This window comes from Rhodococcoides corynebacterioides NBRC 14404 (assembly GCF_001894765.1).
Classification (GTDB): domain Bacteria; phylum Actinomycetota; class Actinomycetes; order Mycobacteriales; family Mycobacteriaceae; genus Rhodococcoides; species Rhodococcoides corynebacterioides.
The window spans coordinates 506971-519110 of sequence record NZ_BCWV01000003.1; the positions used below are offsets into that span (position 1 = coordinate 506971).

General features: G+C 69.5%; 13 protein-coding genes. 1 reads left to right on the top strand and 12 read right to left on the bottom strand.

Annotated elements, in window-relative coordinates:
- Positions 1-5: 5 nt before the first annotated feature.
- Both RC2_RS07690 and RC2_RS07695 read right to left on the bottom strand, forming a co-directional pair.
- A complete protein-coding gene (locus tag RC2_RS07690) occupies positions 6-1046 on the bottom strand; it encodes an NAD(P)-dependent alcohol dehydrogenase (protein WP_068145805.1) in 1041 nt (346 codons plus the stop codon).
- Positions 1047-1167: 121 nt separating this feature from the next.
- On the bottom strand, positions 1168-1425 hold the full coding sequence (locus RC2_RS07695) for a DoxX-related protein (protein ID WP_068145802.1): 258 nt from the start codon (positions 1423-1425) through the stop codon (positions 1168-1170).
- Positions 1426-1459: 34 nt separating this feature from the next.
- Between RC2_RS07695 and RC2_RS07700 the strand changes: the two genes are divergently transcribed.
- On the top strand, positions 1460-2242 hold the full coding sequence (locus RC2_RS07700; RefSeq protein ID WP_068145800.1) for a class I SAM-dependent methyltransferase: 783 nt from the start codon (positions 1460-1462) through the stop codon (positions 2240-2242).
- Between the two features lie 31 nt (positions 2243-2273).
- On the opposite strand, the gene RC2_RS07705 is transcribed toward RC2_RS07700, so the two are convergent.
- The 10 genes from RC2_RS07705 to RC2_RS07750 form a co-directional block, all read right to left on the bottom strand.
- Positions 2274-2978: an Rv1363c family protein gene (locus RC2_RS07705; RefSeq protein WP_082895371.1), complete on the bottom strand. Its 705-nt coding sequence runs from the start codon at positions 2976-2978 to the stop codon at positions 2274-2276.
- Between the two features lie 49 nt (positions 2979-3027).
- Complete coding sequence (locus RC2_RS07710; protein WP_068145798.1) at positions 3028-3975, bottom strand: MlaD family protein; 948 nt, start codon at positions 3973-3975, stop codon at positions 3028-3030.
- Positions 3972-5066, bottom strand: a complete 1095-nt coding sequence (locus RC2_RS07715) for an MlaD family protein (RefSeq protein ID WP_082895370.1) — start codon at positions 5064-5066, stop codon at positions 3972-3974. Before RC2_RS07715 ends, RC2_RS07710 begins: the two co-directional genes overlap by 4 nt.
- Complete coding sequence (locus RC2_RS07720) at positions 5063-6121, bottom strand: MCE family protein (protein WP_068145793.1); 1059 nt, start codon at positions 6119-6121, stop codon at positions 5063-5065. Before RC2_RS07720 ends, RC2_RS07715 begins: the two co-directional genes overlap by 4 nt.
- A 1-nt stretch (position 6122) precedes the next feature.
- Positions 6123-7103 (bottom strand): MCE family protein, encoded by a 981-nt coding sequence (locus RC2_RS07725; protein ID WP_068145790.1) that lies wholly within the window; start codon positions 7101-7103, stop codon positions 6123-6125.
- Complete coding sequence (locus tag RC2_RS07730; RefSeq protein ID WP_245811014.1) at positions 7100-8149, bottom strand: MCE family protein; 1050 nt, start codon at positions 8147-8149, stop codon at positions 7100-7102. Before RC2_RS07730 ends, RC2_RS07725 begins: the two co-directional genes overlap by 4 nt.
- Entirely contained in the window at positions 8146-9192 is a 1047-nt protein-coding gene (locus tag RC2_RS07735) for an MlaD family protein (protein ID WP_068145784.1), read from the bottom strand. Before RC2_RS07735 ends, RC2_RS07730 begins: the two co-directional genes overlap by 4 nt.
- 4 nt (positions 9193-9196) lie before the next feature.
- Entirely contained in the window at positions 9197-10066 is an 870-nt protein-coding gene (locus RC2_RS07740; protein WP_068145783.1) for an ABC transporter permease, read from the bottom strand.
- A 4-nt stretch (positions 10067-10070) separates the two neighbouring features.
- A complete protein-coding gene (locus tag RC2_RS07745; protein WP_068145780.1) occupies positions 10071-10832 on the bottom strand; it encodes an MlaE family ABC transporter permease in 762 nt (253 codons plus the stop codon).
- A gap of 300 nt (positions 10833-11132) precedes the next feature.
- On the bottom strand, positions 11133-12017 hold the full coding sequence (locus RC2_RS07750) for a 3-hydroxybutyryl-CoA dehydrogenase (RefSeq protein ID WP_068145776.1): 885 nt from the start codon (positions 12015-12017) through the stop codon (positions 11133-11135).
- Positions 12018-12140 lie beyond the last annotated feature (123 nt).

The following is a 12140-nucleotide window of genomic DNA, read 5'->3' on the forward strand; positions in this document are numbered from 1 at the left end:
GGCGATCAGAGAGTCGCGGTGTCGATGACGAAGCGGTAGCGCACGTCGGACTTCACGACGCGGTCGTACGCCTCGTTGATCTTGTCCCCCGGGATGACCTCGATCTCGGCACCGATGTGGTGCTCGGCGCAGAAGTCGAGCATCTCCTGGGTCTCGGCGATGCCGCCGACCATCGACCCGGCGAACGAGCGTCGGTTGGCCAGCAGGTTGAACGCCGGCACCTCGAGAGGCTTCTCGGGCACACCGAGCTCCACCAGGGTGCCGTTGCGGGCGAGCAGCCCCAGGTAGTCGCCCATCGGCAGGTTGGCGGAGACGGTGTTGAGGATCAGGTCGAACTTTCCGCGCAGATCCTTCAGCGCCGTGGTGTCCTTGGTGGCGTAGTACTCGTCGGCCCCGAGGCGCTTGCCGTCCTCCTCCTTGCTCAGCGTCTGGCTGAGCACGGTGACGTGCGCGCCGAGGGCGTGGGCGATCTTGACGCCGATGTGGCCCAGTCCGCCCATGCCGATGATGGCGACCTTCTTGTCCGGGCCCGCACCCCAGTGCTTGAGCGGCGAGTACAGCGTGATGCCGGCGCACAGCAGGGGGGCGGCGACATCGAGGTCGACGCCCTCGGGGATCCCGAGGACGAAGCGCTCCGTGACGACGATCTGGGTCGAATAGCCGCCGTGGGTGAACTCGCCCTCGTAGGTCTCCGAGTTGTAGGTCTGCACGACACCCTTGGTGCAGTACTGCTCGTCGCCGTCCCGGCACGCCTCGCACTCGCCGCAGGAGTCGACGAAGCAGCCGACGCCGACTCGGTCGCCCACCTTGCGGGTGGTGACCTCGGAGCCGACCTCGGCGACGATGCCGGCGATCTCGTGTCCGGGCACGACGGGGTAGGTGGTGCCACCCCACTCGTTGCGCGCGGTGTGGATGTCGGAGTGGCAGATGCCGGCGAACTTGACGTCGATCAGGACGTCGTGCGGGCCGAGTTCGCGACGCTCGATCGTGGTCTTCTCGAGCGGCGCGTCGGGAGCGGTGGCCTGATATGCGGTAGCTGTGGACATGTCCTCATGCGTACCCGTGCATCGTTGACTGGTAAACAACATCGGACCCGCGCCACACCACGATGTCCGTGTCGTCCGAAAGCTCCCGCGTGTCGCGCGGCTTCGACGAGCGTCCGCAGTCCTAGCCGGTGACGGCGCGGAACCCCAGGAAGCCGACGTACACGGCCAGGCCCACCAGACCGATCTTCCGCGTCGCGGGAATCGCGATCGCCGTCCCGATCGCCAGTTCCGACGCCCCGTTCCGGTAGGTCCACGTCTGCGTGTCCTCCGGGAACACCGGCTCGGTGATGGGACGGAAGGCGTCGGGAACCACGAAATGCGCTGCGCCCGTCGCCGCCAACGCGACTCCGGCGACGGTGGGGAGGGTGATGGATGCCATGGCCGAACTCTAGTACCCCACCTACCGTGGACTCATGGCCGACGCGCGCGCTGTGGACCGCACCCGATCGCTCTTCCGTCCGGGTGTCCCGAGCACCCTCCGACACGACGGCGTTCTCGACGTCCGCCGGCCCGAGAGCGAGCCCGACGGGTCACGGGCCGCCCAACGCCTCATGCGCTTCGGCCCGCTCGCCACGATCTACGAACGCGCCTGGCGCCCACTCTTCCGGCTCTGGATGGGCGTGAGCGGACCCACCGTGGACGTCGAGCGCACGTTCGCCGTCCGCGATCTGGGCCTCGTCGACGACAGCACGCGCATCGTGCTCGACGTCGCCTGCGGACCGGGCAACTTCACCCGCTTCCTCGCGGAGTCCCTCGCCGACGCCGACCGCCGCGATGCCCTGGTGATCGGCCTCGACGCCTCCGAGCCCATGCTGGCGCGCGCCGCCCTCGACAGTGCTCGCACCACCCGCACGGACCTCGCCTACGTCCTCGGCGACGCCCGCGAGTTGCCCTTCGAGGACGACTCCATCGACGCCGTCTGCTGCTACGCCGCGCTCTACCTCGTCCCCGACCCGATGCGGGTGTTCGCCGAACTCGTCCGCGTCCTCCGACCCGGCGGCCGCCTCGCCGTCATGACCACCGTGCGCCGCGGGCCCGAGGTGGTCGCCGACGCCATGGCCACGGCGGTCCGCCCCAGCGGACTCACCGTCTTCGGTCCCGACGACTTCACCGACGTCCTGCGCCGCGCGGGTTTCGACGTGGTCGAGCAACGCATCCACGGCGCGGCGCAGTTCGTCACGGGCCGCAAGCGCTAGCGGCTACGCCGCTACCGCGGCACGGTCGCGGCTATGCCGCCCCGGTATCCGCACCGTAGTCCGACACCAACCACTGCTCACCGTCCTTCTCGACGGTCACCGTGAGAAGGGTCGGCACCGCCCCCGGCTCCGGCTGTTGCAGGTTCTGCGTGGTCTGGGTGGCGAAGACCTTCACGGTGTAGACGTTGCCGTCCTGCGCGGTCACCGTGGCGGCGTTGACCGTTCCCGACGCCACCACCTGCGAGTCCGTCATGATCTGGGTCAGGACCTCGCGCACCCCGTCGAAGCGCTCCCGCAGCGCATCCGTCGTGCCCTCCTGGACGCCGGCGAAGAAACCGTCGATGTTCGTGTGGTCGTAGGTCAGGGACCGTTCCGTGTATCCGCGAGCGACGTCCACGGCGGCGGCGCGGTCGGCGTCCGCCGCTCGTTCGGCGTCCAGCGCCCCCGCGGCGGACCGCCACTGCCAGGCGGCGAGCGCGGCGACGATCACCGCGAGCACCGCGACGACGGCGAGCACAACGGTGAGACGACCACCACGGGTGGCTCGGACCCTCGACTCGGCGGTCGGCTCCGTAGCGGTGGACTCGGCAGCGGTGGGCTCCGCAGCGGTGGACTCGGCAGCGGTCGACTCGGTGGCGGCAGAGGTGTCGCTGTCGCCGTCGACGAAGTCGGACTCCGAGAGGTCGGACTCGGAGAGGTCGTGGTCGGGGAGGTCGTGCTCGACACGGGTCGTCATGGTTGTCCTTTCGGTCCGGAACAGCGCGGCCGGATCAGGTCGGTACAGGTCAGTTCGGGGGCAGGGTGACGGCGACGCGGGCGGGTCCGCCGCGGGGGAACACCTGCTCGAGCATGGTCACCAGGGCCCCCGCATCGACCCGGAGCGGGCGGATGGGGCGGGTCACCGGACGGAGGACCGTCGCGACGAACCCGAGGTCCGGGGACAGTTGGCTGAGGTATTCGTCGATCTTCGGCACGAGGCGAGCGAGTTCGCCGTCCCACACCGTCTCGCCGACGTACGAGTAGTCCTGGTAGGACCCGATGAGGTGTTCGAGACCGTCGCCCGACGCACGCAGTTCCGGCACGGCGTCCGCGAGCCGCGGTCCGAGCGAGTCCGCGTACGCGTTCTCGCCGAGCACCTGCAGGTTGTAGTACGCCTGCCGGACCACGTCCTTCTTGTCCTCGAGGGTGAGGGACAGCAGCCGCAGGACCTCGACGACGTTGTCGATCTCCGGCTCCCGGCCCCGCGTCGCGGTGTCGATGGTGTCGACGATGCCGCCGAGTGCCTGCGTGTCGATCTCGGCGGTCAACGCCTCGGCGACCGCGAGGGTGTCGCTCACACTCGGGGACACCACCACGTTGCCGGTGTCGACCGTGTCGCCGTCGGACAGGAACGGGCCCGTCGCGGTCCGCGGCCGGAAGTCGAGGAACTGCTCACCCGCCGCGGACAGGTTGGACACCCGCACTTCGGTGTCGCGCGGGATCGGATCGGCGGCGTCGACGCGAACCACCGCTTCGAGCCCGTCACGGCCGACGTCGATACGTTCGACGCGTCCGATCTCGGCACCGCGCAGGGTGACCTGCGAGGTGTCCATCAGGCCACCGGAGGTGGTGAGCGGCACGGTGATGCTCAGATGGTCGCGCCGGGGATCCATGTCCAGCACGCCCAGGGCGAGGTAGGCCACGCCCAGCACGGCGACCACCGCGAGCGCCCCCACGGACAGCAGCGTTCTCATCGCACGAATCCGATCCCGCGGAGGACCGCGATCATCTCGTTCGCCCGATCGACCGGTGCCTGGCCGGGTGCGGGCGGGCCGGAGACCGACGTGACCCGCACGTTCGGCGCCGAGGAGAAGAAGGGCACCAGCCGCTCGCGCAGCAACGCGTCCATCCGCGACGCCAGCATCGGCGCCGTCAGGTCGGCCGTGGCGAGAGTGCGCACCATCGGCTGCAGCGTGGCAACGACGTCGCGCAGGTCGCCGTAGACCGGGTTGATGATGTCCCCGATGTTCCGGGACATGTAGCCCAGGTCGATCAGGGCGTCGACGACGACCAGGAGCGCGTCGGCGAGGCCGCCGACCCGTTCGGGCCCGGTGGTCAACACCGTGTCCAGCGTGTCGGTGCGGGCGGCGAACGAGCCGAACACCGTTTCCGCGGCGCCGAGGATGCGGTCGAGCTCGTCGTCGTTCGTGGCGAGATCTGTCAGCGCCTGCCGCGCCTTCTCGTTGATGAGATCGACCGTCTCGGGGGGCGGTATCGCCCGGTTGAACCGGTCGATCGACCGCTGGAAGTCGACGATGTGTCCGCCGGCGACCACCTCGGACAGCCCGCGCAGCACGTCCTCCACGTTGTCCGCCGGGTCGGTGCGCTCGAGCGGGATGGTGTCCCCGTCCTGGAGGGCCCCGCCCTGCGGAGCATCGGGCGCGGGGCGCTGCAGCGACACGTAGATCTCGCCGAGGATCGTCCCCTGCCGCAGCTCGGCACGCGTGGCCGCGGGCAACTCGACGGTGCGGTCGATGTCGACGGCGGCGACGGCCGTGGTGCCGACGAGGTTCACCGAGTCCAGCAGTCCGACGTCGACACCGTCGAGCACCACCTTTGCGCGGTCCGGCAGGTTCAGCACCGAGGAGAACTCGATGTTCACCCGGTAGGTCGGGCCGGGGACGTAACTCCCCGGCAGCGGCAGTTCGGCGATCGACGCGCCGCACCCGGCGACGGAGAAGGTCGTGACCACGACGAGGGTCGCGGCGACCGCACGGACCGCCACCCCGCCCGCGATCCCACCCCGCCGTCCCCGCATCGAGAGCCGTGTCGAGAGCCGCGTCATCGGGTGCCTGCCGTTCCCAGGATCATCGGGACGAGATCGACGGCGACCGACGTGCCGCCGGCCGGCTCGACCTTGGGCGGAACGACCGTCAGTCGCGCTGCGCCGGTCGCCGGGTCGGTGAGCGACGCGGTCTGCTCGGCCGCCTTGGGCACCCGCGAGAGGATGCTGGCGATGTCGCCCACCTTGCTCACCACGATCGCGACGATCGGGATCAGCACGTCGAGGACCTGGTAGATCTTCGGCGCGACCTTGGGAAGCACGCGCTCGAGGATCGGCAGGAACTCGACGGTGAGATCGATGCCCTGTGCGAAGCGTTCCGAGAAGTCACCGGCCGCACCCAGACCCTGCTTCAGGTTCTCGATGAGCACGGTGATCTCGGGCCATCGATCGACCAGCGTGGTGGTCAGCAACTCGACGTTGTCCATCATGCGGCGGACCTGGGTGTCCTTGTTCGCCGGATTGCCGACGAGCGCGGAGATCTGCGACAGGGCCGTGCCCAGCTGATCGCCGCTGCCGTCCAGTGCGGTGTCGAGTGACCGGAGCGTGTCCCCCAGCAGTTGTTCCTCCGGCGGACGCGGCGACACGGGGTCGGTGGTGGACGTCGTCCCGAGCAGTTCGGCGCCCAGGTCGTTCACCGCGGCGAGCGTGTCGCTGATCCCGAGAGGCGTTCGGGTGCGTTCGAGCGGAATGCACTCGTCCCGATCGAATCGGGCACCGTCGCGGTAGGGCGTCGTCAGTTCGAGCCGGCGATCGGTGACGATGGAGTCCGACAGGGTGACCGCGCCGACGTCCGCGGGCAGGGCCAGCGTCTCGTCGACGGACATGGTGATGCGCACGTGGTCGCCGCGGGGCTCGATCCGACGAACCTCGCCGACGGGTATCCCGAGCAGCGTCACGTTGTTGCCCTCGTACAGACCCACCGAGTCGGACATGTCCGCGCACATCTCGGTGCGGGTGGTCGACACGAGCTTGGCGGCGGACGACGCGGCGGTGCCGGCGCCGACGACGAGGACGGCCGCCAGACCGACGACGACGGCCTTGCGTGGTGCGGTCACGTCAGCAGCTCCTTCCCGGAACGGGCACGCACAGCGCGGTGCCGGTGATGACGTCGTCACCACGATCGACGACGGCACCGGTGCCGGTGGCGAAGATCTCGGCCATGGAGTCGGAGAACTCCCGACCGGCGACGATGGCGTCGTCGAGGGTGACGGTCTGCTCGCGCAGGGTCGCGGCGATGGACTCGAGTTCCTCGATGGTCGGGCCGAGACCCTGATCGAGCGCGACGATCGGCCGGTGCAGCAGGTTGAACAGGCGGTAGAGCTTGTCGGCGGCGGCGGCCACGTCGGCCCGCTTCGCGCCGAGCTTCGAGGTGATGATGCCGATCTGCTGGAGCAGTCCGAGCAGGATCTCGCGGTCCGTGGCCAGCGCCCCGAGATACTCGTCCGCGACGTTCAGGCTGCGGTCGAGATCGTCCTGGCGGTCGGCGACGGCCGCGGTGAGCGAGGTGAGGTTGTCGGTGATCCGACGGATCGACTCCGGCTGCGACTGCACGGCCTTGTCGAGCTCGACCACGTTCTCGCGCAACGTCTTCCCGTTGAGGTCACGCAGAATGGGGGTGGCGGCCTCCACCGTGTCGGAGAGGGTGAACGGCACGGTGGTGTGCTCGATCGGAATGCGCCCGTCCGGGAGTTCGCCCGAACCACCCGGACGGAGCGTGAAGTAGTGGCCGCCGACCGGGGTGAGCAGCCGGACACCCATGGACGTCGCGTCGCCGAGCTCGATGTCCTCGCGCACCTCGAAGGCCACCTCGACGTGGTCGTCACGCAGCTGCATGCCGGTGACCGTGCCGACCGAGATCCCGGCGATGCGCACGTCGTCGCCGGCGTGGGCTCCCCCGGTGTTCTCGAACGCTGCGGTGTAGGTCCGATGGCCCAGGGGCAGGACGTAGATCACGACCGCCGCGACCACGGCCAGCACCATGGCCACGACGCCGACGATGCCCCAGACGGTCTGGGTGCCCGCACGGAGGGAGCTCATCGACACACCACCAATCGTTGGTTGCCGAGCACGACCGATCCGATGCCCGGAATGTCGGCCTGTCCCGACGAGCACGCGTAGACCTCGCCGGCCCCGGCGGACGCCTGCCCCTCGGCGCCGCCGGACTGCAGCGACCGGTCGACGCCGCGGAGGAGGCCGGGCACCATCGCCAGGAGGTCCACGATCTGCTGCGCACCGGGAACGAGCCGCCGGAACGCGGCGTCGACCGGGCCGTACTCGGAGTCGTACGTGTCGCGGAGCGCGTCGCCGAGGTTCAGGAACGGGCCCTGACCGGCGTTGATGTCGTCGAGGTTCGCGATCAGCGTGTCCGCCTGATTGCCGAAGGTGGACACCACGCGGTCGAGTTCGGCGAACAGTCGACCGAGCTGCTCGGAACGCTGGCCGACGACTCCGGAGATGGCGCCGAGGTTGCGGATCAGCAGCACGATGATCTGTTCGCGCTGCTGTGCGTACGTGGTCAGCCCGTCGAGATCGCGCAGGACCGGGCCGAGTCCGGCTCCGTCGCCCTGCACCAGGTCCAGCACGTTCTGGGTGAACCGGTTGACCTGCTCGGTGTCGATCGTCTCGAAGATCGGCTGGAAGCCGTCGAAGAGAGTGGTGATGTCGAAGGACGGCACCGTGCGATCCGGGGCGAACGACGAGCCGGACGGCAACGGTGTCCCGGACGTGTCGTCCTGGATCAACTCGAGGTACCGCTGGCCGAGGAGGTTCTGGTACCGCACCGCGGCCTCGGTGGTGGAGGTGACGGGCCGGTCGCCGTCGACCTCGAAGGTCACCTTCGCGCGGTCGCCGTCGAGGTCGATTCCGGTGACCGTGCCGACCAGCACGCCGGACAGTCGCACGTCGTCCCCGGTGTACAGGCCGGACACGTCGTCGAAACGCGCGTCGTACCGCGCCCGGTCACTGCCCCCACCGGCGGAGAGGGCGTTGCCGATCAACACCAGGCAGAGCACGGACACCAGGGCGAAGACGGCCAGCTTGACCACCGTGGCGACGGGGAAGCCCACTGCGGACGACCGGCTCACGGGGTGGCCCCCGCTCGGTCCAGGAACGCCTCGACGGGACCCGCCATCGTCGGCATCGAGTTCACGATCACCTGCAGTTGGAGCTGGGTCCGTCCGTCGACCGTCGGGAACGCGTCCTCGATGCCCTGGAGGACGTTCGGCACGCGCTGGTACGCGGGCGCGAGCGTGCCCGTGGACAGGGCCACCGGAATCAGCACGTCGAGTGCGGTGTCCAGCAGCGGTTTCAGGTAAGGGTTGTTGTCACGCAACAGGTCTCCCAGGGGAACGCTCAGCCCGGTCCCGAGTCCCGACATCGCCTTGATCGCTCGGTCTCGGTTCGCCGGGTCCTCGAAGTACTCGCTCGACGCCACCACCTGCGACACCACGTCGACGACGGGGCCGATGGACTCGCGCAGACCGTCCCCGAGCTCTGCGCCGCGGACGAGCTTCCACGACAGCGGCGAGCGTTGCGTCTCGGCCATCATCTGCGCGGTGTCGAAGAACGGCTTCAGACCGTCGCCGAAGTTGGTCGAGACGCGGGACATCAGGTCCAGCACGCGGTCGGTGTTGTCGGCGTCGAGCACGTCGGTCAGATCGGCGAGGCGACGGAACACGCCGGTGACGGTGGCGGTCTCGCTGTCGTCGCCCAGTTCGACGGTCGCGTTCTCGTCCAGTGGGGCCCCCCGGCCTTCGGAGAACAGCTCGATCACCGTGGCGCCGAACACCGTCGCCGAGGAGAACCGTGCCGTGAGGTCGTCGGTGAGCACCTCCGCGACGGCCGGTTCGATGTGGGCGTGCACGCGCTGCCGCCCGAAGCCGACCGGCTCGATCTCGTCCACCCGACCGACCGGCAGGCCGCGGTACTTCACGTCGGAGCCCACGGCGAGGCCGTCGCCGACGCTCGCGCTGTCGAAGGTCACGTCGAACCGGGACTCGAACTCGCCGCGGGCGTAGGACGTCAGGACCACACCGGCGAGCACCAGGACCACCGCCACGGCAAGGCCACGCACCCGGAGTGCGCGGGGGCCGGCGGACCGCTTGGAGAGGTCGTCGAAGACTGCCATGGCGCTACCCCGAGATCCTGATGCCGACGTCGGAGCCCCAGATGACCACCGTCATGACCATGTCGAGCACCACGATGACGATGAGCGAGGCGCGGATGGCCCGCCCCGACGCCCGTCCCACACCCTCCGGACCACCGGTGGCGTAGTAGCCCTGGTAGCCGTGGATGAGGATGACGGCGGCGACGAACACGGTGGCCTTGAGCAGGGACCAGCCGAGGTCGGGCAGGCTGAGGAACGTCGAGAAGTAGTGGTCGTACGTCCCGGAGGACTGGTTGCCGAACAGGCCCACGATCAATGCGCACGAGACGTAGGCGAGCACCAGCGTCAGCAGGTAGAGCGGCACGATGGTGAGGACGCCGGCGATGACGCGCGTGGTGACCACGAACGGGATCGAGCGGATGCCGACCACCTCGAGCGCGTCGATCTCCTCGGAGATCCGCATCGCGCCGATCTCCGCGGTCATGCGGCATCCGGCCTGCGAGGCGAAGCCGATGGCCGCGATCATCGGGGCCAGCTCACGCGTGGTGGCGTAGGCGGAGATGAAGCCGGTCAGCGGGCCCATGCCCACGAGGTTCAGGGCGTTGTAGCCCTCGATGCCGATGGACGATCCCACGGCGACGCCGAGGATCACCAGCACCGACACCGTGCCGCCGCCGACCACCAGGGCGCCACTGCCCCAGGTGATGTCGGTGAGCACCAGCATGGTCTGTCGGCGGTAGGCGCGCAGGGTGTGCGGGACCGCGGCGAGCACCTGCCACACGAAGGTGAGCTGGTGTCCCAGGTGTTCGGCGGCCGAGAGGGGCAGTCGGGCGACCCGAGTGCCCGAGCGACGCAGGCCCGAGGTGCCGAGTGGTGAATACCGTGCGACGGTCATCGCGTCACCCGAGCCGCTGCGGGAAGAACATGGTCACCAACTGCGTGGCCAGGACGTTGACGACGAAGGCCGAGATCACTCCGACGACGACGGACGCGTTCACCGCGTTGGCGACGCCGCGCGGTCCGGCCGTGGCCTCGAACCCGCGCTGGCAGGCGACGAGGACGACGATGATGCCGAAGATCTCCGCCTTGACCATCGAGACCACCAGGTCGGTGGTGGAGGCGAAGGAGGCGAACGACGCGAGGTAGCTGCCGGGCGTGCCGCCCTGGAATCCGACGTTGACGACGTAGCCGGACACCAGGCCGATGAAGATCACCAGCGAGCAGAGCAGGGGCGCGACGACGATCATCGCCGCCAGTCGCGGTGCGGCGAGGCGACGGACGGGGTCGATGCCCATGACGCGCATCGCGTCGATCTCCTCGCGCACGGTGCGGGCGCCGAGGTCGGCGGCGATGGCCGACCCGGCCGCACCGCCGAGCAGGAGCGCGGTGACGATCGGGGCACCCTGACGGATGACCCCCAGTCCGCCGGCGGCGCCCGAGATGGAGGTGGCACCGATCTGCGAGGTGAGGCTGCCGACCTGGACGGAGACGATCACGCCGAACGGGATGGACACCAGGACGGCGGGCAGCACGGTCACGGTGACCATGAACCAGGCCTGGTCGAGCGCCTCCCGCCAGGCGAATCGCAGCGCGACGAGATCGCGGGCGAGATAGCCGAACGCAGCGGCCGTCAGGTCGGCGAACCGTCCGAACGTGCGCATGCTGGTGACGACGCGCGATCGCGCCCACGCGCCTGCCCACGACGCGGACCGCGACCTGGCTTCGGTGCCGGCGATGGTGACCCCCCGGTGTGTGCTGTTCCCCCCGGTCCGCGAGGCTTCCGCGAACCTCCGAAAAAGTAGCGGCCCGAAACAGGATCGGGGTCGGTTTCCGCGGGGTTCCGTGACGGGATACAGACGACGGCCCGGCCCCCCGGGACATCCCACCGAGTCGGTGGAAGCGGGGAGTCGGGCCGTCGTGAGATTGCCGCCGGTGTCGCTGCCGGTGTCGATCGTCGCCGGTCAGGACACGATGCGTCCGTTCTCGTACGTGTAGAAGCCCTGACCGGTCTTCTTGCCCAACAGGCCGCCTTCCACCATGCGCAGCAGCAACGGCGGCGCGGCGTAGAGCGGCTCCTTGTACTCTTCGTACATCGAGTCGGCGATGGACTTGACGGTGTCGAGACCGATGAGGTCGGACAGCGTCAGCGGTCCCATCGGGTGGGCCAGGCCGAGAACGGTCGCCTTGTCGATGTCCTCGCGGGTGGCGAAACCCGACTCCACCATCCGAACGGCGGCGAGCAGGTACGGCACCAGCAGGGCGTTGACGACGAAGCCGGATCGGTCCGTCGCGCGGACCACCTGCTTGCCGAGGACGTCGGCCGCGAAGCGTTCGGCGCGCGCGACCACCGCGTCGGACGTGACGAGGGACGGGATCAGCTCGACCAGCGGCAGCACCGGCACGGGGTTGAAGAAGTGCAGTCCGACGACGCGCTCCGGCCGGGTCGTGGCCGTGGCGATCCGCGTGATGGGCAACGACGACGTGTTGGAGGCCAGCACGGCGTCGGAGTCGGTGACGACGCGGTCGAGTTCGGCGAAGATCTCGGTCTTGATCCGCTCGTTCTCGAGGACGGCCTCGACGACGATCTGCCGGTCGGCGAAGTCGGCGAGGTCGGTGGTGAACCGCAGGCAGTCGGCGGCCTGGTCGCGTTCGCGCTCGGTGATCTTGCCGCTGGAGACGCCGCGGTCGAGGGACTTGCGGATGCGGGCACGACCGGCGTCGACGAGGTCGGCGGTCTTCTCGAACACCAGGACGTCGACGCGAGCGCGAGCGCACACCTCGGCGATGCCGGCGCCCATCTGCCCCGCGCCGACAACCCCGACACGCTCGATCTTCTCGCTGGACACACTTACTCCTTCGTTCGCCGCCGTCGGGACGCGACGACGGCAAGAGGTGAGACGGGGGTGACTCTGCCGGGGAACGGTCGAAGCCCCGGGGTACGAGTCAGGCGGCCCGCAACGAATGTCACG

What these genes read in the sequence shown, in the direction of transcription:
- RC2_RS07745 (WP_068145780.1), bottom strand. Translation starts at nt 10,832, where the DNA reads ATGCGCACGTTCGGACGGTTCGCCGACCTGACGGCCGCTGCGTTCGGC.
- RC2_RS07695 (WP_068145802.1), bottom strand. Translation starts at nt 1,425, where the DNA reads ATGGCATCCATCACCCTCCCCACCGTCGCCGGAGTCGCGTTGGCGGCG.
- RC2_RS07740 (WP_068145783.1), bottom strand. Translation starts at nt 10,066, where the DNA reads ATGACCGTCGCACGGTATTCACCACTCGGCACCTCGGGCCTGCGTCGC.
- RC2_RS07705 (WP_082895371.1), bottom strand. Translation starts at nt 2,978, where the DNA reads ATGACGACCCGTGTCGAGCACGACCTCCCCGACCACGACCTCTCCGAG.
- RC2_RS07710 (WP_068145798.1), bottom strand. Translation starts at nt 3,975, where the DNA reads ATGAGAACGCTGCTGTCCGTGGGGGCGCTCGCGGTGGTCGCCGTGCTG.
- RC2_RS07700 (WP_068145800.1), top strand. Translation starts at nt 1,460, where the DNA reads ATGGCCGACGCGCGCGCTGTGGACCGCACCCGATCGCTCTTCCGTCCG.
- RC2_RS07735 (WP_068145784.1), bottom strand. Translation starts at nt 9,192, where the DNA reads ATGGCAGTCTTCGACGACCTCTCCAAGCGGTCCGCCGGCCCCCGCGCA.
- RC2_RS07725 (WP_068145790.1), bottom strand. Translation starts at nt 7,103, where the DNA reads ATGAGCTCCCTCCGTGCGGGCACCCAGACCGTCTGGGGCATCGTCGGC.
- RC2_RS07690 (WP_068145805.1), bottom strand. Translation starts at nt 1,046, where the DNA reads ATGTCCACAGCTACCGCATATCAGGCCACCGCTCCCGACGCGCCGCTC.
- RC2_RS07715 (WP_082895370.1), bottom strand. Translation starts at nt 5,066, where the DNA reads ATGACGCGGCTCTCGACACGGCTCTCGATGCGGGGACGGCGGGGTGGG.